Origin of the sequence: Pontibacter mucosus, from assembly GCF_003054055.1 — a bacterium.
GTDB classification, from domain to species: domain Bacteria; phylum Bacteroidota; class Bacteroidia; order Cytophagales; family Hymenobacteraceae; genus Pontibacter; species Pontibacter mucosus.
Genome location: NZ_QBKI01000011.1, coordinates 118,401 through 142,072 on the forward strand (window position 1 = coordinate 118,401; position 23,672 = coordinate 142,072).

Here is a 23,672-nt window from a genome sequence, read left to right on the forward strand (position 1 = left end):
AAGTATACATAAAACAGCTGCGGCTCCCAAGCAAGGGAGCCGCAGCTGTTTTGAGGGCTTGCGCTATTTGCCAGCGTCAGCAGTCTGTCTATACTTACTGGGCGCTCCAACCCCCATCAATGGGCAGGCAGGCACCCGACATTTGCGCCGAGGCTTCAGAGGCCAGGAACAGGGCCAGTTGTCCGATAGCCTCGACATCCACAAACTGCTTCACGGGCTGCTTCTTCAGCATGACTTTCTCCACCACCTCGCTTTGAGACATGCCATGCGCCCGGGCCTGGTCTGCAATCTGCGCCTCCACGAGTGATGTTTTTACATAGCCGGGACAAATGGCATTGCAGGTGATATTGAAAGGGGCTCCCTCCAGCGCCAGCACTTTGGTGAGGCCGGCAATGCCGTGCTTGGCCGCCACATAGGCAGCTTTAAACTCAGAGGCCCGCAGCGCATGGGCCGAGGCAATGTTGATGATGCGGCCGAAGCGGCGTTCCTGCATTCCCTTCCACACGGCCTTGGAAGTATGGAAGGAGGAGGACAGGTTCACGGCCAGGATGGCATCCCACTTCTCCTCCGGAAACTCCGCCACCGGCGCCACATGCTGTATGCCGGCATTGTTCACCAGTACGTCCACCTGCCCCAGCTGCTGCTCTGCCTGCCGCACCATCTGCCGTATCTGCTCGGGCTGCAGCATGTTGGCCGGCGAGAAGTATACTTTTACCCCATGCTCCTGCGCCAGCTGCGCAGCAATTTCCTCGCCGTTCCGCTCCAGGCCATTTAGCAGCAGGTGGTAGCCCTGGGCAGCAAAGGCACGGGCCAACCCCCGGCCAATGCCGCTGGTGCCGCCGGTTATCAGTACGTTCTTCATGTCTATACTTTTATGGATGTTCAGAAATATTCAAAAACGCTGAGGCGCCCTGAAAGAGCGCCTCAGCTGTACTTATCAACTGTCTAACTTACTAACTCGCACTAATACTTGCCGTTGAGCACGCTCAGGTTCGGGAGCAGTTTCTCGGTCAAATCGAAGCGCAGCTCTACCGAGTACAGGCGGCCAATCTCCGGTGAGCCCACGTACTCGCGCTGTGCCGTATCGAACAGGTTGGTAACGCTGGCGCCCAACGTCATCCACTCTTTCAGTTTATAGCCGGCGCTCAGGTCTACAGAAGTAAAGCCACCCAACGGGCCATAGTTGTAGTTGTATGGCGCTACTCGTTTGCCTTCATTCTCTTTGGCCGCTATCTGTACACCGGAGTAGAAATCATACTCGGGCAGGATGCGCACATTCACAGAGCCGAAAAACTTCTTGTCGAACAGGTCGCGTGCCGTAAAGTTGAAGCTGTAACGGTTCTTGGCCGCGTTCAGGCTGCTCTCCGATACAGATACTTTGCCGTCGCCGTTCGCATCGTTGTCCAGGTTATCCGTGTCGGTGATGTTAGAGTTGAAGTAGGAGTACTTGGCGCCTACGCTAAAGTTGTCGTTGAGGTAATAGTTAATGCCCAAATCGGTTCCCCAGGAATCCACGTTGCCGTAGTTGAGGTAGGTGAGGTAATAGTTCAGGGCATTGGCAGCTGTCTCCGTCACGTCTTTGTCGCCTTTCAGGATTACCTTCTCTTTCCCCATTAATGGTGTTACAGCAGTGAGAGGCGAGATGAAGTTCTCTGATTTGGAGTACCAGGTGCTCAGGTCGATGTACAGTTTATCCGATGGCGTGCCTTTATATCCAATCTCGAACGTTTGTACCTGCTCCGGCTCCAGCTTGTCGATGGTGCGTGTCTGGCCTGTCTCGGTGTTACGGATGGTCAGGCCGGCGCCGTTGCCAAGTATGGCCAGCGCCCCGTTGTTGAGGTAAAACTCTTGGAACTGGATGGATGGTGCGGAGTAGGCACTGCCCCAGGTGGCGCGGAAGGTGCCTTTCAGGGCGTTATACGTCAGGGCTGCCTTCGGGCTGAACTGGGCACCGTAGTTGTCGTGGTTGTCGTAGCGGGCAGCACCTAAGGCCTTAAATTTGTCGGTGATCGCATACTCCAGCTGCGCCACCACGCCGTACTGGCTTAGGATAATGTCCCCGTCCGCGTCGTCCAGGTAGGTCTGGCGGCTGTAGGCCACGTCGCGCTGGTAGCTCAGGCCGGTAATCACATCAAGCTTGCCGAAGTTGTTGTTATACTGCACCTCGCCGTTGATGCGGTGGCTCTTGTCGATGAAGCCGGGGAAGGCAATGGCAGGGGAGCCTTCGCCGATCTCGCCGGCCTTGGCGCCAGTTTTGGAATACTGCGCGGCCTGTGCCTCGGAGTAACCGCGGGCGCGCAACGTATAGTAGTTGGTGGTGCGGGCGTTTATCTGGTAGGTATCACCGGCGTCGTTCCAGGTGCTGTAGAGTTGGGCAAACACGCGCGGCGACACATAGCGGCCCTGCAGGTACTGGAAGGTCCAGCCGTTGATCTGGTTGCGGCCGTTGCTGGTCACGCCGATGTTGTCGCCCTGGCCAAAGCCGTAGTCCAGTACAAGGTCTGTTTTGCTGGTGGGGCTGAAGTATAAAGCCGAGCCAAAGCGCTTCGATTTAAAGCCGTAGTCCACGTCATACTCTGGCAAAGCACCCAACGCAGCGTTGTAAACAGTGTCCACGAATTTAAAGTCCTGCCCCTGGGTATACTCGCCGGTGATTTTATAGGCAAACTTATCGCTGACAACGGCGGCATGGCGGGCACGCGCGCTGATTACATCCTGATTGCCGGCGCCTATCGTCACAGTGGTGCCCGGGTGGCGGCGCGGGTCTTTGGTGATGGTGTTGATGATGCCGTTGTGCGCGTTAGGTCCATACAGAGCCGAGGAAGGGCCTAAAATCACCTCCACCCGCTCGATATCCTCCTTGATAGTGGTGTTGTAGAATCCGGCTGGCAGGCCGGTACCTCCCGGCAGCATGGAGTTGCGGCCGTCCGTCATCTGGTACATCTTCACGTTGAAGGCGTTATTAAAGCCGCGGGCGTTAATGCCCACGCCGATCACACCGGAACGTACCACTTCCACGCCCTGCACCTTGTTGAGCAGCTCGCCCACGTTGAACGAAGGCATGGCATCCAGGTCGCGGGAGGAGATAACGCTGATAGCCGCCGGGGCTTCGGTCAGTTTCTCGGGGCGGCGCGTAGCCGATACCACTACTTCTTCACTCATCATAGTAGAGGCCTGCATCGTGATGGTGCCGACATCGGCAGCGCCATCGGCCCCGACTGTTACAGGCAAATCGGGGTGGGAGTAGCCCACATAGGAAACACGCAGGCTATAGTTGCCGGCCGGCACGTTCTGGATCAGGAATTCGCCGTTAGCGTCCGTGGTAGTGCCTCTGCTTGTGCCTTTCAGGAGCACCGTGGCGCCGACGAGCGCCTCCCGGTTGTCTCCCCCCGCTACTCTGCCTTTCACGGCACCGCTTTGGGCGATGGCTACCTGCGCCGCACACAGCACCGATAGCAGGAGTAAGTAAATTTTTTTCATGATTAGTAAGGTTAGATGAAGTGATAATTTATAGTGTTCAGATGTATTGGAAGGTAAGTATAAAATCAATCCAGGAAGGCACGGACTGCCTGGTTAAAGGCTTCCGGCTGCTCAAACTGCAGCATGTGCCCCGCCTGGGGCAGCAGCTTCACCTGGCTGTCGGTTATCCGCTCCCGGCCGATGTTGGCCACCGCCTGCGTAGTAAGGTCGGGGTTGAGGTAGCGGTTGGGAATCAGGGCGTCGTTCTCGCCGAAAAGTATAAGCGTGGGCACCTTGAGCTCCGGTAGCCTATCATATACCGGCTCGTCCACCATCGCCGCCACGCCCTGCGCCACGGCTTTGGTGTAGTCGGGGAACTGCGCCGCCTGCATCATCGCTACCCGCTCCTCCACCATAAACTGCGCGTCATCCGGCATCTGGTGAAAGTTGACTTTGATGTTGGCGGAGATCTGCTCAGGCGTGGTTTTGGCTATACTTTCGGGCGTGACAGTGGCCTTAAAGAGCTGCTTCTGCTGCCCGGTAAAGGTCTCCAATCCGGCAGGGGCGGCAAGAATGAGTTTCTGCACCCGTTCCGGCGCCTGCAGGGCTGCCGTGATGGCAATCTGCCCGCCCATGGAGTGACCGGTGAGAACGGCCTGCTTGATTTTCAGTTCATCCATCAGGGCCAGCACTGCATCTGCATAAGCCTTCATGCCTACCTGCGCGTTTTCTTTGGATGATTTTCCGTAGCCCGGTAAATCCAGGGCGATAGTGCGGTAATGCTGGCTCAGCTCCGCGATGTTCTTGTTCCAGGCCGGCAGGTAGCTGCCTAGCCCGTGGATGAAGATGATCGTCTGCGGTCCTTTTCCCTGGTCCACGTAGGCGATGGTCTGACCGTCGGGCAGCGTGGCCTTCTGCACCGGGAAGTTATACTTCAGGCTTTCGAAAACCGGATCGGCGGTGGCAGTTGCAACGGCAGGTTCTGAGTTAACGGTCGCGGTCTGGCACCGGGCGTTCAGGCTCAGCAGACCAGCCAGCAACAGGGCTAAGGTTAGTTGTGATTTAATTCTCATACACAGGCTCGTTTACAGGTGTGTCAGGAACAGAAATTTCGGCAGGTTTCCTGAATGTAAAGTATAAAGAGAATCCAACGATGACAGAGGCAAGTATAGCCAGCGCGGCGGCAATGCCCGGATTGCGCACGGGGGCATCCATGTAAGAGGTGAGGCCGCCGTAGTATACCGCAAAGTGCACCGCCACGGAGGTGAGTGAGGCGGCCACCGGCGCCACCAGCGGCACCCGTTTCAGGAACATCCCGAACAGCACTGGCACAAAGGCCGCTGAGAAGTAGGCATACACCCCGTTCTGCGCAAAAATACCCACGCTCAGGTTCGGGTGCAGCAGCTGGTCAAAAGTTATAAGGATGGTGACCACAGCCAGCGCCACAATCACGAGGCGGTTGATGAGCACACTGCGTTCCTCAACTTTGGTCCCGAAAATGGGGGCAAGAATATCCGAGGTGATGGTGATGGAGAGCGACTGAATAAGCCCCTCCAGCGTGGAAAGCCCGGCGGAAATCAGTCCCAGCACCACCAGCAGCCCTACATACACCGGAAACTCGCTCACCACGTAAGCCGACATGATGCCGTCCAGCGGAATCGCTTCGCCGTTTATACTTAAGTCCGGGAAGGTGAGACGGGCGTAGAGGCCGGCGATAACCACCAGGAAAAACAGCGCCTCCGTCAGCACGCCCACCAGTAAGTACAGATTGACGTCTTTTTCGCTTTTCAGCAGCAGCGACTTGGTGATGATGTGCGGCTGGCAGACAATGGCGATCCCGATGATAACCTGGCAGAAGATGATTTCGAAATAGTCGCGGAAAAGGAAGCTCTGGGGGTTGGCAGGCTGCACCAGCAGCGGATCGATGGCCGCCAGTTTGTCCAGGAAGCCCTTCACGCCGTTGCTGAAATGCTCGTAGCCGGAGCCCAGCAGTATAAAAGCCACCACCACCATGAGCAGCGCCTGGATCATGTTGGTGTACACCATGGAGTTGGCGCCCCCAAACATCATGTAGCCAAACACAAACACCACAATGCCTACGCATACATGCAGCTCGTTCAGGTTGAGCACACTGGCCAGCACCTTGGTCAGGCCCACACAGATGAGCACGATAAAGGTAATGAGCAGCAGCGAGAGGAAAGCGAAAAACATGGTATAGCCACGGCTTTTGTACACCGAGCCCATCCACTGGGCCATCGTCTGTGCCTTCACGGCCTTGCCCATCCTTCTGAAGCCTTTGGTAAGTATAACCAGCGACAAGAGTGCCGCAGCCGGTAAAGCAACTGCCATCGAGATGAAGCCGCTCACGCCATACAAGGCCACAAAGCCCGGGTTGATGATGAACGTAGCCGCGCTCGTCATGGAGGCAGCCAGCGCCAGGCCCACCGCTACCGGCGAGAAAGCGACGCTGCCCAAGGCATAATCAGAAATAGAACGGATGCGCAGCGCGCCCCGCACCACAAAGAAAAGTATAAGCGCAGCGTAAGCGGCAACTAATATCCAACCAGCCGTTGTCAGTGCAGAAGGGGCTAAGTCGTTCATGGGAATCGGTGTTATAAGTGTGGTTTTGTCCAAATAATGTAGACAATAATCTACATTGCCACCTTGTTATACTTGCCAACTCCGCATATTTTAAGGTGAAATCGGAAGTATGGAAGGTGAAGTTTTTTAGTGATGAGTGAGTGGTTGCTTATTTTTAAATGGTAAAGCATAAGCTCTGCTGTCACTGCGCAGGTATGACAGTGGCGGTGCTAGGAGCAGGTTTATAACCTGGTTTCTGCACAGTAGAAAAGGATCAAACGAACGTTTCTCTATACTTCAACGAGCCATAGCTAGCGAATAAAGCATGGTCAGCCCCTTTTCCCACCATTGCTGATGGTATCCCCGGTGATTTATACTTTGGCAGGCTTCGGGGACGAACTGTGAATGCCGCGTGATCAAAGTATAAATTATAATCAAAGCCCTTGTAACCTTGCTTTGAAAAAGCAACGGGGATTAAAACTGCTTCTAAAGCAACCACACGTTGTGCTGTCGCTAAACCTGCCGTATCAAGCTAAAAGACTCTACCAGGCGGATTGCAAATCCGCGGCTACTATACTTTCGGATTGCAAATCCGAAAGAGCGGAGTTATTGTATACTTTCGGTAAGGATAGTAACTATTTAATTTTCTAACCTTCTAACTTCCCAACTTTCTAACTTAAAGGATTTGCAGCCGGTTCAGTAGCGCCTCTTTGTGCGTGTTGCCAATGGGGATGTACTTTCCGCCAATCAGGATGTTGTTGTCTTCGATGGCCTCGATGGCGGTAAGGCGCACGATGTAGGAGCGGTGCACGCGCATGAAGTCTTTGCCCGGCAGGCGCTGCTCCAGGTTTTTAAGGCTATGGCTCACGAGGTAAAGGTGCTGGGGCGTTTTGATGTTGCAGTATATATCCTGCGCCTCGGCCCACACAATGTCCTGCAGGTCTACCTTCTCCAGGCGGTTGCGCACCTTCACGAACAGCGCATGATGCAGCAGGTAGTTTGTGATTTCTGCTTCGGGAGGCGCTGAAGTCTCAGAGCTCACGCCAACCGGCAGCTGCTGGCGGGCGCTGGCATTATGGATGGCCACCTCAATGCTGCTTTGCAGGGTGCGTATGTCGAAAGGCTTGACCAGGTAGGCATGCGGGCTGGTTTGCTTGGCGCGGTCTATGGTTTCCTTATCCGAGAGGGCCGTCATGAAAATAAACGGGATTTTGCTGGACCTGGAAAGTATGGCCGCCGTGTCGATGCCGTCGAGCTTGCCCTCCAGCGTGATGTCCAGGATGATTAAATCAGGATTATGCCTGTGCACTTCCAGCAGCAGTTCCTCGCCTGAACTCACCATCGCGCATACTTCATACCCCAACTCCTCCAGCGAGAAAGCCAGGTTCTGCGCAATCACCACATCATCCTCTGCAATCAGCAGCCTTACTTTTGCCATACTTTATAAATCACGCTTTTAGCGGTAGATGCCTTCAAATTCCAATCAATATATAGAATATATGCAGATAAATAAACTGGTGCCTGTAGCAAGTATGGTTTTATAGGGAAGAGTTTGTAAATTGATTGACGCTTATGCCACGACGACAACTGAACAGCGCCCTCATACTTTGCCTCCTTTTATGGTTGGCCGCCACAAGTATGGCCAGTGCACAGGCTCCGGCTATTGTCACGCTACGGCCGGGCGAGGAGCAGGAAGTGCAGGGGCAGCTTCAGGTCTATCACGATGCGGGCGGCAACCTGTCGATAGGGGAGGTGCAACGGCTGCCTTTTACACCCCTGGATACCCAGGCCACACTGCCCGCAGGCAAAACCGTGCACTGGATTCGGGTGGTGCTGCAGAACAACAGCCCCCACGAGCAAACGCGTTTCCTCTACGCCGGCGACTGGAGCCTTTTGCAGCTTTATACATTAAAACCGGACGGTAGCTGGGAGGAACGACAGACGGGGCAGCTGCTGCCCATACCCGAGCGCGACGTGCCCCAGAGCAAGCCGCTCGTGCGGGTGAAGGTGCCGGCCCAAAGCCAGCTTTTGCTCTACCTGCGGCTGCAGGGCGATATTGCACTGTATAAGCCGCAAGAGCTGAGCCTTAGGCTGCAAACCCCCGAGCAGGTGGTGCAGGCAAACAACCGCAGGCTGCTGGTGCAAGGCTTTTTCATGGGCATTATCGTGGTGATGGCCCTCTACAACCTGGTGCTATACTTCTCGGTGCGCGACCGCAGTTATTTATACTATGTACTGGCGCTGCTGGGCACCGGTTTATACTTTATGTTTTACCACGGCTTTGCACTGGAGCTGCTCTGGCCCAGAGCCCCGTTCTGGAATGCCCACAGCTTCACCTTCCTGGTTACTTTTAATGGCCTGTTCCGGTTACTCTTCACAAAAAGCTACCTCAACACCAAACATAGCATGCCCCGTTGGGACCGGCTCCTGACGCTGCTCTCGCTGCTATACGCGCTGCCGGTGGCGATGGGGTTGCTCTCTTACCTCACCCCGCTGGATTTGCTGCAGGCCTGTGTGGATCTGATAGGGCTTATCGGAGGTGCCGTGCTGGTGGCGATGCTGCTGGTCAGTGTGGTGGCGCTGCGGCAGGGGTATCGACCGGCTTTATACTTTCTTATCGCCAACGTGTTTTTTGTGGTAGGGGCGTTGCTGTTCATTCTAAAAGAGACCCACCTGCTTCCTAACAACACGCTTACCGTATATGCCGCACAGGTGGGGATGCTGGCGCAGGTGGTGCTCTTCTCCTTGGGCCTGGCCTATAGGCTGAACACGGTAACAAACGAGCTGGCTGCCGAAGTGCTGGAAAAGGAGCGCCTCAAGCTGGAGAAAGAGACCGAGCGAAAACGCCTGGCTGAGCAGCAGAAGCGGGAACTGGAGCTAACGGTGGCCAACCGCACCGCCGCGCTTCGGCACAAGACACAGGAGCTGAACGAGACAGTGCTCCAGTTGAGGGAGTCGGAGCACAAGCTGCTGCGCCTCAACCAGATCAAGGACCGCTTTTTCTCTATCATCTCACACGACCTGCGCACCCCGCTAGCCACCCTGGACTCTTTCCTGAACATCCTCCTTAACTTTTCCGGGAGGATGAAGCCGGAGCAGCTGCAGAAGCTGGCCAGCCACACGCAACTGTCGGTGCATAACCTGCAGTCGCTCCTGGAGAACCTGCTGCAGTGGGCCTCCTCCCAGGCCGATTCAGATCATGGTATGCGCTTTGCGCCTGAGCCACTGCAGGTAAGGGAGGTGGTGCAGCGCAACCTGGAGCTGCTGAAGGATACGGCCGCAGCCAAAAGCATACACTGCCAGGTGCAGGTGCCGGGCGATCTGCAGGTATACGCCGACGCCAACATGTTCGATTTCCTGGTGCGCAACCTGTTGCACAACGCCATTAAATTTTCGGGAGCAGGCGGGAAGGTAAGTATAGAAGCAAGAGCGCTGCACAACGGCTTTGCCGAAATCACGGTGCAGGATAACGGGGTTGGTATAGAGGCTGCTGTTAAAGGCTCCCTTTTCCAGAGAGAGCACCCGCCCCTGACGACAAAGGGCACCGCCAACGAAAAAGGGGTAGGGCTCGGGCTACTGCTGTGCCGGCAGTTTGCGGAACGCTGCGGGGGCAGCATACATGTGGAGAGCGAGCCGAACAAAGGAAGCCGGTTCTGGTTTTTGGTGCCCCTTCACCGGCAAAGGGCAATGGCAGACCCCAAACGAGAGTTGGAGGGCGAGATACTTTGACCGGATGATCAGTTTAGTGAGCAGTTGGGAGGCAACTTGTTTCGTTGTCTCCGCACATGAAGTATAAAAACATCACCCTTAAACAAGTAAATCTATGAAGCATACTTTACCCGATGGCCTGCAGCTATACTATGAGCTGCACGGAAACCCGGATGCGTCCCAGGCCCTGGTTTTTCTCAATGGCCTTTCGCAGTCTACGGCGGCTTGGGCGGGGCTTTTGCCTGCGTTGGGCAAGGATTACAGGCTGGTGCTGGTTGACCTGCTGTTCCAGGGGCAGTCGGATGCGGCGCCGGAGCACAGAAGCTTTGAAGGGCATGCCGCTGACCTGGCAAGCCTGCTGCAGGCGCTGACCTTACCCGAAACGGTGCTGGTGGGCATTTCGTACGGCGGTGCAGTGGCGCAACGTTTCCTGGTAAACTACCCGGAACTGGCGCAGGCCGGAGCCCTGCTTTCTACTTTCCCCTACAAGGATGCTTTTTTTGATGCCATCGGCTATAGCTGGGAAGCGGCTCTGAAAGCAGGAGGCTACCCGCTGATGCTGGATGTGATGCTGCCCACTGTGCTGGGACGCAGTTACTTTCTGAACCCCATCATCAGCATCGCGGATCTGAAGAACAGCAAGTCCAGCCAAAGCCCTGCCCCCGAAAACATTTTAAAGCTGACGCAGGCCACCAAGGAAAGCGGTAATTACCTGGAGGAGCTGCGAAAAGTGCCGGTGCCGGTGTTGGTGGTGCATGGCGAGGAAGATCCTTTATGCACGGTGGAAATGGGCAGAGCCATGTGTGAGGCGATACCGCAGGCCTCGCTGGAGACACTGTCAGGCGTTGGCCATACCCTTAACCTGGAGTGCATCCCTAGGCTGACGCAGTTGCTGGATGAATTTGCCGCCAGGGTAAGACAGGAAGTATAAGCGCAGCCAGGTATAAAACAAGAGAGGCTCCACTACCTGGCGCCTCTCTTGTTTTTACTTCTGAGAAAGAACATTATTTCTTGCGGGTAAACCTGAATTCAGCACCTCCCTGCATGTAGAAGAGCTCATCCTCATCCAGCTTCGATATGACTGCTCTGTATTCATCCGCGCCCTTATCGAAGAGTATAATTCTTTCGTTGTTCTCATACTCCCACGTGCCTTCTGCCATCGTAGTGCCAGCATACTTGTCTATGTAGGAGCCATCCCTTTCGAATTTGGAAGTATAGCGGGCAAGCTCGATGCCGTACTCCGCTTCAAATTCTGCAGTAAAATCATCGCCATTTATAAATACGGCATTGCCGGTCCACTCGCCGTTCGTGAGCAGCGACACATTCGGTGACACATCATCGTCATCATCTTTGCAACTGGTAAAGGTAACCACGCAGAGCGCCGCGAAAAGAAGGCAGAAGAGTTTAAGTTTTTGCATAAAGTATAAAATTAGTGTTGCCTGTATTGCAGTATATGTACTATCCGCCTGAAAAGTTTTGCTGTCGCAAAATCATTGCACAGCAACGGCAAATATCCGCCTCGTTGCCGTTGTTGCTAATCTGACGTGCTATCGCTTCATCCGGATCTCCATGCTCATTTCGGTGGTTTCGTCCATTGCGAAAAGCCCCTCCATGTGCAGTTCAGAGGAGGTTAATTTGTTGATCGTATATTCTGTCTCATCAGAAGTGCCCTTGTTGGTGATAATCACTGTTTCATCGCTACCGAACTCCCATTCACCATCCTGCTGCGTTTCCCCCTCATACTTTATAGTATAGGAGCCATCCTTTTTAAAATCGATTTTGGTTTGTGAGGCAGTTACACCATAATTTTTAAGGGTTTCCGTCATGTTGTTGCCCAGCATCCATATCTGATCTCCGGTCCATTCGCCTCCGATCAGCAGGTCTTTTTTCGACAGGTCTTTGTCATCATCTTTATCACAACTCACAAGTGAGAGCATCAACAGGGATGCAACGAAAAGTGTAAGAAACTTAAGTTTGCTCATGGCTTTACATGTTTAAGAAGTTATAAAAGATAAATATAGACTTTCTTATATTCTAGAAGAATTTATTGCACTAAAAATTCTCTATGAGGATTGAAATATGGTGTTTCTGCGTTCGTAAGCCAAGGTTTATTGACCTTTATGCGGAGTTGGGGCGAGGGTACGCAAAACCCTTACTACAAGAAAGTATAAAACTACAAAGCCAGCCGTGAAGGGCTGGCTTTGTTAATTTCTAGAAGTATAGATTCTTATTTGATGATGTTGAAAATCCGGTTCCAGCGTATTTTACTAAACCCGCTGCCTTCCGGGTTGGTAGACATCCAGATCATCACGGCCTTGCCCACCACGTGGTCGGCCGGTACGTAGCCCCAGTAGCGCGAGTCGAGGGAGTTATGGCGGTTGTCGCCCATCATGAAGTAGTAGTCCTGCTTAAAGGTATACTGCGTCACTTCCTGCCCGTCCATAAACAATTTTCCGTCCCGGGTTTCAACGTTCTCGTTGTGCTCATACTCCTTGATGATACGCTCATAGAACGGCAGCGATTCCGGGGTGATGGCCACAGTAACGCCTTCCTTAGGAACGTAAATCGGACCGTAAAAATCCCTGTTCCACTTCAGCTTGCTCGGCACGTGCGGAAAAACACCTGCCTCGGCCTCACCAGGGCTTGCTTTGTAGGGTATCACTTCCTTCACGATGTCGAGCTTGGAAATCTCATCCGCCATCGCCGGTGTCATGTCCAGCACGTAACCATTGTCCAGCAGCTGTACCTCCCCCAGCCGGATGTCGCGGTCCTGGAAAAACTTCTGGGAAAGCTGCATCGTTGGGATGATGATGTACTTAAACTGCATCTCTTCAGGGTTCTCAATCGCCTTGCCGTTGATGTATACCTGCGTATCCCGTATCTCCAGCGAATCGCCGGGCAGGCCAATGGCGCGTTTGATGTAGTTGGTGCGCAGGTCGGCCGGGTGCTCATCCTCCGGCGGGTAGTTAAACACCACCACATCGTTGCGCTTCACCTCCGAAAAGCCTGGCAGGCGGTAAGAAGGCAGCTGAATAGCTTTGGAGTAGGAGGGGATGTTGGTTCCCCAAATGGTCTGGTGCGTGAGCGGAACCTGCAGCGGTGTCATGGGGGTACGCGGGCCGTAGTGTAGCTTGCTCACAAACAGGAAGTCCCCCACCAGCAGGGATTTCTCCATGGACGGGGTAGGGATGGTATAAGCCTCAAATGTGGCCCAGCGTATTAAACTGGCTGCGATGACAGCAAAAAGTATGGCATCGCCCCACTCGCGGGCAAAGCTCTTCTTTTTCTTAGGTTCCTTTGTTTCGGGCTTCTTCTCCCAAAATTTAACGTTCATCTGCTAAGGTATGGTTACAGGTTCAGCATGTCTTTCATGCCGTAAACGCCCTGGCGGCCCTGCAGCCAGGAGGCGGCCATCACGGCGCCCTCGGCAAACCCGGCACGGGTATGGGCAATATGCCCTAATTCAATTTTGTCTACTTCGGAGCTGTAAGTGACGATATGTGTTCCCACCACGTCAGGCTCGCGCTCAGAAGCAATGTTTAATTTAGTTTTTTCTTCCGGATTATCGCTTACCCAGCCGCTTAAATCTTTATAGCTGGCCAGTATACCCTCTGCTGTTGTTATTCCAGTTCCGCTTGGCTTGTCTACTTTCTGCAGGTGGTGTACCTCGCGAATGGCCACGCTGTACTCCTTGTAATCCTTCATTTTGCTGGCAATGTACTCATTAAAATGAAAGAAGAGGTTCACGCCCACGCTAAAGTTGGAGGCATAAAAGAAGGCCCCCTGGTTTTCGGCACAAAGTGCTTTAGCTTCCTCAAACTTGTCCAGCCAGCCGGTAGAGCCGGACACCACCGGGATACCGTTTTGCAGGCAGTAGCTGATGTTGGCAAAAGCTGCCTCTGGGTGCGTGAATTCGATGGCTACATCGGTGTTAGACGAATTGTAGTTCTGAAGTTCGTTGATATTCTCGTGGGTTATTTTGCCAATGATCTGGTGGCCTTTGGCAAGGGCTGTCTGCTCGATGGTTTTGCCCATCTTGCCATAGCCTATCAGTAGGATGTTCATTTGTTGGATCGGGTATATAAAGTGAAGGACACCCCGGGCGTAAAAGTGCCGGGCTGCGCTTGCAGATGTAACAGGTTTGGCTGTACGCGCAATGCCAGATCCTCGCCCACGTCAAACTCCCGCAGGTGGGCATGCACATAGGCCTCGGCAATCTGCAGCGAGTAAGCCGCCACCGAAAGTATAACCGTCAGGTCGCGGTTGCGGCGGTAGTAGTCGCGGCGGTACTTGAGGTTGCTCCGGGCTTCTTGTCCTCGGCTCTCGTTCAGCGACGGGAAGTTAGGGTCGTTGGCATACTTGTCGATGGTGCTGGGGTCTTCGTCCACGCGATGAATGTAGGCCTTGCGGTAGTCCTGGTACTTGGTGTTGTTATCGATGAGAAAGTAGGTGAGTACCGCGCCGGTGCCGTACACAATAGGGAGCTTCCAGTAGGCCCGGTTGTAAATCTGGCCGCCACCGGGAACGATGGCGGAGAACAGAGCCGCTTTGGCAGGCTTGTCCCAGGTGCTCAGGAAAAAGCCTCTCTTTTCTGCTTCAGCCGTATCAACAGGGGCCACGGGCACAACCACAGAATCAGGGCCGGTCGTGATGACCTGCCCGTGTGTGTGAGCCGGGGCAAAGGATAACACCATGCCCAGCAGCCATACTGCCGCACCAACTTTCAGCCTCATGCGCCTTAGTAGTTAAGTAGTTCCAGTATACGGTTCAGCTCCTCTACCGATACAAACGGGATTTTAATCTCGCCTTTACCGTCGTTGTTGGCCTTTACCTGTATCTTGGTGCCGAACTGGGAGGCAAGTTTGCGCTCCACCGTCTTCAGTTCATCCTCATACTTGTTAAACTGCAATTGTTGTTGCGGGTCCGGCTTTTTCTTGGCGTTCTGCAGGTTGCGCACCAGTTCCTCTACCTTGCGCACCGATAGTTCCTTGGCCACCACTTCCTTAAATACGTCCAGCTGCTGATCAATGGTGTCGATGTTGATCAGGGCACGGGCGTGGCCCATGGTGATCACGTTGTCGCGCAGGGCAATCTGGATGTCCGGAGGAAGCTTGAGCAGGCGCAGGTAGTTGGTTACCGTGGTGCGCTTCTTGCCCACGCGCTCGCCCAGCTCTTCCTGCTTCAGGCTGCACTCGGTGAGCAGGCGCTGGTAGGAGAGGGCAATCTCGATGGCATTCAGGTTCTCGCGCTGAATGTTCTCGATCAGGGCCATCTCCAGCATCTGCTGGTCGTCGGCTTTGCGGATGTAAGCCGGGATTACGGTTAAGCCGGCAATCTTCGAGGCCTGGTAGCGGCGCTCACCCGAAATAAGCTGGTAGCTGTTGGGGCCAAGCTGCCTTACGGTGATGGGCTGGATGATGCCCTGTACTTTGATGGACTCTGCCAACTCTTCCAGCGCCGCCTGATCGAAGTGCGTGCGGGGTTGGAAGGGGTTGGTTTGGATTTGGTCAATGGCTATATCTGCGATGGTATTAACGTCGTTTAAAGTGGATGACTCAGTTTTGCCGGTATACTTGTTACCCTCCAGAAGAGAGCCCAGGCCCCGGCCAAGGCCGCCTTTACGTTTCGCTGCAGAATTTTTGTTATCAGACATGTACTCTCCTAAAAGTTATTTCGCCAGCGCTACGCTGTTTTTCTCCGCTATCTCGCGTGCCAGGTTCAGGTAGCTCAGGGCTCCTTTGCTGTCGGCGTCGTGTAGCAGGGCAGGCAGGCCAAAGCTCGGCGACTCGCTCAATTTCACGTTACGGGGGATGATGGTATCGAATACCATTTGCTGGAAGTGGGTTTTCACCTCCTCCACTACCTGGTTGCTCAGGCGCAGGCGCACGTCGTACATCGTCAGCAGGATGCCCTCAATGGCCAGCTCCGTGTTCAGGCGCGACTGAATGATCTTGATAGTGTTCAGGAGCTTGCCCAGGCCCTCCAGCGCAAAGTACTCGCACTGCACCGGTATCACCACCGAGTCAGCGGCGGTCAGGGAGTTTACCGTGATCAGGCCCAGCGACGGGGAGCAGTCGATGATGATGTAATCATACTTCTGCTTCATATCCTTCAGCGCCTCGCGCATCTTCTCCTCGCGGTTGGGCATGTTGATCATCTCCACCTCCGCGCCTACCAGGTCGATATGGGATGGAATCAGGTCCAGGAACTCAATGTTAGGTGTCTGCAGCACGATGTCCTCCGCCTTCACGTCCTCCACCATGCACTCGTAGATGCTGCTGGTAATGGTGGCCGGGTCGAAGCCCAGGCCGGAGGTGGCGTTGGCCTGCGGGTCAGCATCCACCAGAAGTGTTTTATATTCCAGGGCTGCCAGGCTTGCTGCAAGGTTAATGGCCGTAGTGGTTTTGCCTACGCCGCCTTTCTGGTTGGCAACCGCAATAATTTTTCCCATGCTATACTTTATAGTTCAATTGTTTGACCTATCTCCAATAGAATAAGTTCCTTGTCTGCCAGCTTGGCCACTTCCATCACCTCCTCCTTGTCAATGGCAATGTAGGGGAAGGTATCGTAGTGCATGCCGATAACTTTCTCCACCTGCACAAAGTCGGCGGCGATCATGGCATCGTGGATGTCCATGGTAAAGTTATCGCCGATGGGCATAAGCGCAAAATCCACGTCAAATTGCTCTGGAATGAGCTTCATGTCGTAGGTGAGGGCCGTATCGCCGGCGTAGTAAAAGGTTTGGTTTTCTGTTTCCACCACAAAGCCAGCCGCGGTGCCACCATAAGAGCCATCTGGCAGGGAGCTGGAGTGGATGGCGTTCACCATCTTCACCGTGCCGAATGGCAAGGTTACTTTGCCGCCGGTGTTCATCGGGTGCACGTTTTTGATGCCTTTGTTGCCGTACCAGGTCGTGATCTCGAAGTTGGCTACAATGGTGGCGTTGTTATTTTTAGCAATCTGCTCCGCGTCGTGCACGTGGTCCTGGTGGCCGTGCGAGAGCAGGATATAGTCCGCCTTGATATCGTCTACGTTGATGCTGGATGCTAACTCGTTTGGAGAGATGAACGGGTCGAACAGCACGCGGTTCTTTCCGATTTCGAACAGGAAGCAGGACTGGCCGTAGTACGTTATTTTCATAATTTTATTTGATTTAGCTGTTCTATACTTACGCAAGGTAACTCAATCTTCCACAAAGATACACTTTTTACCCATTTTTAGCTGATGCAAAAGAGCGCCTGCAGCGTTTATTTATCCACATCCGGAAAGCCTTGCGCCAGGGGCGTGGTGCCTGTGTTATACTTGCTTTTCAGGCTGCCGGCACTGCTCTCAAAGTATAAAGTTACGGACGTTCAAACTCTGAAAGTATAGGATTTATACTTTACAAAAACGTTGCCTACTGTAGTTGAAGTATAACTACAAAAGAATAGCGCCAACTGCACAGGCAGTCAGCGCTATATCTTATACTTTATACTTTTGTGGATTAAGGCCTATCGATGTCTTTGTCATGTGCCGGGGCGTCCGGACGGTTGCGAGGGTTAAGCTTGTCCACCTCCACATCCTGCTTCCGGATTTTATCCTGTATCCGTTCGGTGTGCTCGGTGGTTTCTTTGTTCAGCCTTACTTCCTCTACCACACGCGCCTCTTTGTTCACCACGGGAATCTCGGCGCGCTCCGTAATGGTTTTTTCACCTTCCTTAAACGCTTCCAGGTCCCGCTCATTAGCCGGACGGTTCACCGGTCGTCGCTCTACATTCACGTGTTCCTCACGCAGGCGCAGGTTCTCTTCCACAGGTCGTTCGATAATGCGGCTACGGATTCTCACACCACCTGTCTCCACTTCGCGCTTGCCCACGTTCAGGTTTTCCTCTACCACCGGAATTGATGCGGTGGAGCCTGTCCAGTTGCCTTTGCTGGAGGAGGACATTCCCCGCTGCTGCGATGATGCCCGCTCGTTCACGTCGATGGCACCCGCTTTGTCAAGTATCTCACATACTCTCCTGGATTCCTCTTCCGAGGAAGTATGGACGGTTACCACAGAGCCATTGCGGGCAGCCTCCGAGTACATGGCCGACTCGTTGCGATTCCCCAGCAGGGAATTAAAGAAGTTGCCCACGCGGCCACTGCTATCGCTTGTTTGCGTGGGCTGTTGGGTGCCTGTGTTCGCCCTGTCCCGGGCGCCATGCACTGAAATATCTATTTTATTATTTGGAATACCTGCTTTCTCCAGTTGTTGCGCAGCCATTTGCGCATCAACACCATAATCGAAAATACCAACTACTGTCTGTTGTTTCATAGCTTAAATATTAAATTGATGTAACATAAAAACCGATGCAAGCCTATACTTCAGGCCTGCCTCGTGTTGTGTGGGTGGGTTTTAACCCGTTCGATGGTTACCTCTTCCTTGCGGAGTGGCATTTTTTCTGTGCGGTGTGTTTCCACCTGCTTTTTGGTGATGTGCAGTTCCTCCACCAATACCAGTTTCTTCTGCACCACCACCTCTTCCTTCAGCACCGAGACGATCATTCTGTCGCCTTCGTAGCGAACAGGCGGAGGGGCTTCCTCCACAATCTGGTTGATAGCCACGCGCTCCACTTCCACCTCTTCGTGCATCGACGGGATATCTATGTCTTTGAGCTCCTCACGCACCTGTTTTACCACATGCACCTTGGCCGCTTCCACTTCTCTTTTCCCGATCTGCACCTGCTCTTCCACCACCGGTATCACCTCCTCCTCATGCCTGCTTGCTGCCTCCTCAGGAAGAGGAGCCCTACCGCCAGCTGTAGCTTCCTGGTAGCGCTGCTCAAACTCTGATTTTAGTACTTTTTCTTCTGATTTATTCTTTTTCATGATGTAAAACCATATTACAATATAGGTTTTTTAAGCCTGATTTTTTAGCTAAGCTCCCTGTTTCCTACGCGGGCTCAACGCAGGGGTTGGCCAAAATTTATCAGTAGCCTATACTTTAGCAGTTTTACTTTCTCTGCTTTTTTTAGTGAGTCTGGCTTCTGCTGTGGTTAACAGGGCTTATATGTTGGCCGGGCAAAGTATAGCCGGGGCATAAAAAAAGCGCCGGAAGTATTAACCTCCGGCGCTTTATACTTTCCTACAATTCTTCTACTGGTTGTGTATCGTCCAGTCGGCATACTCGGTGCAATAGGCGGTGCCCCAACGCTTGAACCTCGGGATAACGGTCTGCTCCAGCCTGCGCTTGAAATCTTCAAAGTCCTTTTGCCTGGGGTCAGACCAGAGCACCTCGCTCAGGGCCGTCATCCTCGGGAACACCATGTACTCTACCTTGGCAGGAGAGCTGATATACTCGGTCCAGAGATTGGCCTGGGCTCCCATGATGTACCTTGCCTCCGGTTTGCCCTGCAGTTCGTCCGGCATCGGGCTAAAGTTGTACACAGCGTCCAAGGGATTGTAGCCGTGGATGGCCAGGCTGTCGTTCGGATTCCTAGTTTGGTAGTGGTCAAAGTATAAAGGCTTGCCCGGCGTCATGATAACGGGGTGCTTGCGCATGGCCGCTGCCGCTCCGGTTTTGGCGTCAGCCCAGTTCATGACGATGGTGGAGGAGTCCAGGTCTCCTTCCAGGATCTCGTGCCAGCCTATCACCTTTTTGTTTTTCTGTGCCAGGTAGTCCGATACCCGCTCCACAAAGTATGTCTGCAACCCCTTTTCATCCTTCAGGTTATTTGCCTGAATAAACTCCTGTGCCTGTGGGCTGGCTTTCCACCACATTTTGCTGCACTCATCCCCGCCAATATGGATATAGGGCGAAGGGAACAGGTCGGCCACCTCGTGGAATACAGTCTTCAGGAACTGGAACGTCTCGGGGTGCGGCGCCAGCACGTTGTTCTGGCGGTTGTACATGCCCCAGGTAGTGGCCACGTTCCAGGTCGTGTCGGGGTGGGTGCTAAACTCAGGGTAGGCGGCGATGGTGGCGCGGCTGTGGCCCGGGATGTCTATCTCGGGTATGATGGTGATGCCGCGCTGCGTGGCGTAGGCAATTACCTCCCGGATCTGGTCCTGGGTATAATAGCCGCCATAACGGGTAGAGTCGTAGCGGGCAGGCTCATCCTTAAAGTGGCCAATGAGGGTAGCCTCGCGCCAGGAGCCAACGGAGTTCAGCTTCGGATAGCTCTTTATTTCAATACGCCAGCCCTGGTCGTCAGACAGGTGCCAGTGGAAGGTGTTGAATTTGTGGAAGGCCAGGTAGTCGATATACTTCTTGATGAAGTCCAGCGGGAACATGTGGCGGCTCACGTCCAGGTGCATCCCACGGTAAGCGTACTGCGGGTAATCGATGATCTCCACCGGCTCCACCCGCAATCCCCTGCGGTTTTCAAGCGGCAGCAGCTGGAGCAAGGTTTGTGAGCCGTACACGATGCCGTTCACATCCTGGGCTTTAATGGTAATGGCTTTGTTTCCGGAGTGCAGGATGTACATCTCGGGGCGCTGGACTGCGGCGGCATCCTGTAGCAGAATGATGCCCTCAAGCGAACCGGTGTTGGAAGTTATCTGCTGCAGCGGCAATGTTAAGCCGGTTTGGGCCTTGATGAGCCCTTGCAGGTAAGCGGCCTGGCTGGCAAAAGGAGCCTGGTAGTAAATATGGCTCTTGCTGTTCAGCCGCACGGCTTTTTCTTGTAAAGGACTAACCTGCTGTGGCTTCGGGATGATGGCCGCTGCCTGCTGCGATTCGGCGGGTAAGGCGCTGAACAGCAGGGACAGGAGCAGCAGTGCGCCGAAAAGGTGGTGGATCATACTTGTTAAAGTGATATTTGAAGGCGCAAGATAAGCAATAGTATGTTGTTGCCACAACTTCTATTTTGCCTCCAGTAGCTCCATAACGAGCTCATGGAGGTAAGTTATTGTTTGCTGCAGCGTTTCCGGACCATCCTGCTGGTGCTTGATGCGCCCTACTTCCCGATCGTTTTCATAAAAAGTGAGGTAGGAGGAGGGAAGGTCAGTAAAAGGTGATAAGTAGGTGTCGTTTAGCGAAGTATAATCTAGCTTGCGAAGCATCTCTTTAACTTGATCCAACTGCTTTTGGGAAAGCTGCATGGTGAGCGTATCCGTGACAGGCACGTACCGGAAGCCTTCGTACAGAACGGTGCCATCGCTGTAAAAGGTGGCATTATAAGCGGGGCAGGTGCCGTAGCAGGGTGTTTTCTGGAACAGCAGCAGCTTTTGTGGCGGTGCTGCATCTGTACCTTGTGATTGATTTATACTTTGGTTGGCGCTGCCACGGGCACAGCCGCTTGCCAGCAGCAGCACAAGGCCCAGTAAGATCAGGTTTATACTTTGTTTATACTTCATGGCGTGCCCTGTTCCAGCTTGCGGAATTCGCCGCTTACAAACTCGTAGTACTCAGGGGTGCAATAGTGGCACTCCTGGTAGTTAAGGGCAGAATCGGGTGGGTTTACCACAAACAGGCGACTTTCTTTGCTATACTTGGCGCCGGTGCTGCTCTGCACTTTATCCAGCACCTTGCCTGTTTCGCGGTCTACCACTAAGTGCTGCTGGCAGCTGGTGCCGCAGCCAATACTTACCACGGTATACTTTCCGGCAAAGTTTACGCCTTCCTCCAGCCCCTTGCGCAGCATGGTGCGGTAGGTAGTGGCATCGCTGTGGCTAGCTTCATCCAGCGGTGCCAGCTGGCCCCGGTACATGTTACCCACCGCGTAGTTTTTGCTGTTCAGGTATTGCTCCGTTGTGATGTGGTAGCGGTTATACAGTTCCTTATCGGTAGAGTCGTTGTAGGGCACGTTGAGGGAGTCTTTAGCCAGTTCTTTCGCCAGCTCAGGGTGTGTGGCTGCGAGCCCTTTTTCTTCCTCCGGGCCACCCTGACAGGCGGTGAAAAGGCCTACGCTTAGCAGGCAGAGGCATGTGGTTATGTGATTTGCAATTGTCTTCATATATAAGCATACATACGGTTAAAAGGTACTGCAAGTATACTGATTCAGCAATGGTAACCTACAAAGTATAACTCGTAATCAGAAGACTATTATCAGGGAAGAACAGTATAAAAAAAGCCTCTCCGGTTGAGGAGAGGCTTTAAAGTATAAACCTTATTTCTTGGCTTTGTTGCGCTTTTGCTGCTCACGCTCCTGCGCCTGGCGCATCGCCTCCTGCATACGCTCGGTAAACGAAGGACCGCCCTTTGCTTTTTTCTCTTTGCGCTTGTCCTTGTTCTCCTCTAATCTGGTTCTGATCTTGGTCTCATCTACAAAGTAGCGAATAGCGGCCTGCTGGCCAAAAGTTACAATGTTAGACACGAAGTAGTAGAACGACAGACCAGCAGGGAAGGAGTTCAGCACGAACATGAAGATCACCGGCATCAGGTAGCTGTAGAACTTCATCGGCCCCTGCATGGTGTTTATCTGGTTGTTAGACCAGGTGTAAAGTATGGTGGAGGCCGTCATCAACAGGGTAAACATACTTACGTGGCTGCCATAAAACGGAATGGTGAAGGGCAAACGGGCAAAAACGTCGTAGGTAGAAAGGTCGTCGGCCCACAAGAAAGCCTCCTGGCGCAGTTCGATCGAGTTCGGGAAGAAGTTGAACATCGCAAACAGGATCGGGATCTGCAGCAGCATCGGGATACAGCCGCTCAGCGGGTTTACGCCCATCTCCTGGTAGAGCTTCATCGTTTCCATCTGCGTCTTCTGCATGTCACCTTCGTTGCGCTCCTTAATGGCGTCAATTTCCGGCTTCAGCACCTTCATCTTGGCCATCGACAAGTATGACTTGTAGGTAAGCGGGAAGAGGATGGTCTTGATGTAAAGCACCAGCAGGATGATGATGATGCCGTAGTTGCCAATGTAATTCTCCAGGAAGTCGAAGGCCGGGATGATGATCCACTTGTTAACGTAGGAGAAAATGCCCCAGCCCAGGTCCAGGTTCTTGTCGAAATCGTGGCCGATGTGCTTGAGGATCTTGTAGTCGTTCGGGCCGAAGTAGAACATGAACTCCCCGCCGCTTCCGCTCACCACATCCTTAGCAGGAATCAGGATCTCAGAGGCCAACGTTTTCACGGTAGTCGAATCGGCCGGGTCTACCGACGAAGTTAAACGGGCGCCAGCGAACTGGCTGCCGGCAATAATGCCTGCCGTAAAGAAGTTCTGCTTGTTGGCCACCCACTTCACCGGCTCATTCAGCGACTTGGTCTCCTTGCTGTCTGAGATGGAGAGGTAATCATACCCGTCTTCTACTGTCGCGAAGTTGATGGTAGACTTGCTGCGGTTGTGCTGCAGGTCGCGCTCCAGTTGCTTCAGGTTGTCGTTCCAGGTAAAAGTCAGGTTCTCGCCGGACACCTGCTGCGCCAGGCCATTAAAATGGAGCTTGTAGCCCAGCAGGAAGTTATCGTCATAGAGGGTATACACCTGGTCTATGGACTGCCCGTTGCCGATGTTGGCGCGGAAGGTGATTGTCTTGCCTTTTTTATCGTCTGCCGCTACTTCCTTCACCTCAGAGGCGGTAAAGTATAAGTCGGACAGCTGTACTCTTTTGCCCTCGTTGGAGGTAAAGGCGATGTCTGTGGTGCTGCTCTCGCTGTCGAAAAGTATGAGCGGCTCTCCCTGATACGTCTTATAGTTCTTTAGCAGTACTTCTTCCACCTGTCCGCCCTTGGTGTTAAAGGTAACGCGGATGTTGTTGTTCTCCAGGGTGGTCGTGCTTTCCTCACCGGTAGCGGCAGCGCCAAAATTTCCCAGTGCCGCAGTTCTGCGGGCCTGCACCAGCGAGTCGGCCTCTGCCGGGGCGGTAGTGGTTTGCAACTGCTCTACTTTGGCCGTCTCCTGCACCGTTTGCTGCGTAGGCTCCGTGCTCCCGAAGAAGAACGAGTAAGCCAGCAGCAGTATGGCAATCAGTCCAAAGCCAATCGCTTGATTTCTGTCCATTTACTTTGTTGTGTTGTGTGTATT

At 53.6% G+C, this 23,672-nt stretch carries 21 protein-coding genes; 2 read left to right on the forward strand and 19 right to left on the reverse strand.

Annotated features, from left to right (window positions below):
* Positions 1 to 94 precede the first annotated feature (94 nt).
* The 5 genes from C8N40_RS19060 to C8N40_RS19085 all read right to left on the reverse strand — a co-directional run bounded on the left by C8N40_RS19060 (position 95) and on the right by C8N40_RS19085 (position 7,477).
* Positions 95 to 862, reverse strand: a complete 768-nt coding sequence (locus C8N40_RS19060) for a 3-hydroxybutyrate dehydrogenase (RefSeq protein WP_108213406.1) — start codon at positions 860 to 862, stop codon at positions 95 to 97.
* Positions 863 to 963: 101 nt separating this feature from the next.
* Positions 964 to 3,480, reverse strand: coding sequence for a TonB-dependent receptor (locus C8N40_RS19065; protein WP_108213407.1), 2,517 nt, complete (start codon positions 3,478 to 3,480; stop codon positions 964 to 966).
* A gap of 65 nt (positions 3,481 to 3,545) precedes the next feature.
* The gene (locus tag C8N40_RS19070; protein WP_108213408.1) at positions 3,546 to 4,532 is read right to left on the reverse strand and encodes an alpha/beta fold hydrolase; all 987 of its coding nucleotides are present in this window, start codon (positions 4,530 to 4,532) and stop codon (positions 3,546 to 3,548) included.
* Complete coding sequence (locus C8N40_RS19075; protein WP_108213409.1) at positions 4,522 to 6,060, reverse strand: sodium:solute symporter family transporter; 1,539 nt, start codon at positions 6,058 to 6,060, stop codon at positions 4,522 to 4,524. Before C8N40_RS19075 ends, C8N40_RS19070 begins: the two co-directional genes overlap by 11 nt.
* 655 nt (positions 6,061 to 6,715) lie before the next feature.
* Positions 6,716 to 7,477 carry a LytR/AlgR family response regulator transcription factor gene (locus tag C8N40_RS19085; protein WP_108213411.1) on the reverse strand — a complete coding sequence of 254 codons (762 nt, stop codon included), beginning with the start codon at positions 7,475 to 7,477 and terminating at the stop codon, positions 6,716 to 6,718.
* Between the two features lie 134 nt (positions 7,478 to 7,611).
* Here C8N40_RS19085 and C8N40_RS19090 point away from each other — a divergent pair, with 134 nt between their 5' ends.
* Together C8N40_RS19090 and C8N40_RS19095 are read left to right on the forward strand one after the other, a co-directional pair.
* The gene (locus C8N40_RS19090) at positions 7,612 to 9,768 is read left to right on the forward strand and encodes a sensor histidine kinase (protein WP_245905189.1); all 2,157 of its coding nucleotides are present in this window, start codon (positions 7,612 to 7,614) and stop codon (positions 9,766 to 9,768) included.
* 94 nt (positions 9,769 to 9,862) lie between these two features.
* On the forward strand, positions 9,863 to 10,678 hold the full coding sequence (locus tag C8N40_RS19095) for an alpha/beta fold hydrolase (protein ID WP_108213413.1): 816 nt from the start codon (positions 9,863 to 9,865) through the stop codon (positions 10,676 to 10,678).
* 73 nt (positions 10,679 to 10,751) lie between these two features.
* Here the strand turns inward: C8N40_RS19095 and C8N40_RS19100 are convergent, their stop codons facing one another.
* The 14 genes from C8N40_RS19100 to yidC form a co-directional block, all read right to left on the reverse strand.
* On the reverse strand, positions 10,752 to 11,165 hold the full coding sequence (locus C8N40_RS19100) for a hypothetical protein (RefSeq protein ID WP_108213414.1): 414 nt from the start codon (positions 11,163 to 11,165) through the stop codon (positions 10,752 to 10,754).
* Between the two features lie 129 nt (positions 11,166 to 11,294).
* The gene (locus C8N40_RS19105; RefSeq protein WP_108213415.1) at positions 11,295 to 11,729 is read right to left on the reverse strand and encodes a hypothetical protein; all 435 of its coding nucleotides are present in this window, start codon (positions 11,727 to 11,729) and stop codon (positions 11,295 to 11,297) included.
* Between the two features lie 245 nt (positions 11,730 to 11,974).
* Positions 11,975 to 13,081, reverse strand: a complete 1,107-nt coding sequence (lepB, locus tag C8N40_RS19110) for a signal peptidase I (protein WP_108213416.1) — start codon at positions 13,079 to 13,081, stop codon at positions 11,975 to 11,977.
* Between the two features lie 14 nt (positions 13,082 to 13,095).
* Positions 13,096 to 13,812, reverse strand: a complete 717-nt coding sequence (dapB, locus tag C8N40_RS19115) for a 4-hydroxy-tetrahydrodipicolinate reductase (RefSeq protein WP_108213417.1) — start codon at positions 13,810 to 13,812, stop codon at positions 13,096 to 13,098.
* On the reverse strand, positions 13,809 to 14,480 hold the full coding sequence (locus C8N40_RS19120; protein ID WP_108213418.1) for a DUF5683 domain-containing protein: 672 nt from the start codon (positions 14,478 to 14,480) through the stop codon (positions 13,809 to 13,811). The genes dapB and C8N40_RS19120 overlap by 4 nt, the downstream gene beginning before the upstream one ends.
* A 5-nt stretch (positions 14,481 to 14,485) precedes the next feature.
* A complete protein-coding gene (locus C8N40_RS19125; RefSeq protein WP_108213419.1) occupies positions 14,486 to 15,400 on the reverse strand; it encodes a ParB/RepB/Spo0J family partition protein in 915 nt (304 codons plus the stop codon).
* A gap of 15 nt (positions 15,401 to 15,415) precedes the next feature.
* Positions 15,416 to 16,198 (reverse strand): ParA family protein, encoded by a 783-nt coding sequence (locus C8N40_RS19130; protein ID WP_108213420.1) that lies wholly within the window; start codon positions 16,196 to 16,198, stop codon positions 15,416 to 15,418.
* Between the two features lie 8 nt (positions 16,199 to 16,206).
* Positions 16,207 to 16,887, reverse strand: a complete 681-nt coding sequence (locus tag C8N40_RS19135) for a metal-dependent hydrolase (RefSeq protein WP_108213421.1) — start codon at positions 16,885 to 16,887, stop codon at positions 16,207 to 16,209.
* 343 nt (positions 16,888 to 17,230) lie between these two features.
* Positions 17,231 to 18,043, reverse strand: coding sequence for a YsnF/AvaK domain-containing protein (locus C8N40_RS19140; protein WP_108213422.1), 813 nt, complete (start codon positions 18,041 to 18,043; stop codon positions 17,231 to 17,233).
* 50 nt (positions 18,044 to 18,093) lie between these two features.
* The gene (locus C8N40_RS19145; RefSeq protein WP_108213423.1) at positions 18,094 to 18,597 is read right to left on the reverse strand and encodes a DUF2382 domain-containing protein; all 504 of its coding nucleotides are present in this window, start codon (positions 18,595 to 18,597) and stop codon (positions 18,094 to 18,096) included.
* Positions 18,598 to 18,864: 267 nt separating this feature from the next.
* Positions 18,865 to 20,511 carry a beta-N-acetylhexosaminidase gene (locus C8N40_RS19150; protein ID WP_108213424.1) on the reverse strand — a complete coding sequence of 549 codons (1,647 nt, stop codon included), beginning with the start codon at positions 20,509 to 20,511 and terminating at the stop codon, positions 18,865 to 18,867.
* A 60-nt stretch (positions 20,512 to 20,571) separates the two neighbouring features.
* On the reverse strand, positions 20,572 to 21,066 hold the full coding sequence (locus C8N40_RS19155; RefSeq protein WP_108213425.1) for a DUF6438 domain-containing protein: 495 nt from the start codon (positions 21,064 to 21,066) through the stop codon (positions 20,572 to 20,574).
* A complete protein-coding gene (locus tag C8N40_RS19160) occupies positions 21,063 to 21,665 on the reverse strand; it encodes a hypothetical protein (protein ID WP_108213426.1) in 603 nt (200 codons plus the stop codon). The genes C8N40_RS19155 and C8N40_RS19160 overlap by 4 nt, the downstream gene beginning before the upstream one ends.
* Positions 21,666 to 21,818: 153 nt before the next feature.
* Positions 21,819 to 23,648 carry a membrane protein insertase YidC gene (gene yidC / locus C8N40_RS19165; protein ID WP_108213427.1) on the reverse strand — a complete coding sequence of 610 codons (1,830 nt, stop codon included), beginning with the start codon at positions 23,646 to 23,648 and terminating at the stop codon, positions 21,819 to 21,821.
* Positions 23,649 to 23,672: the final 24 nt, after the last annotated feature.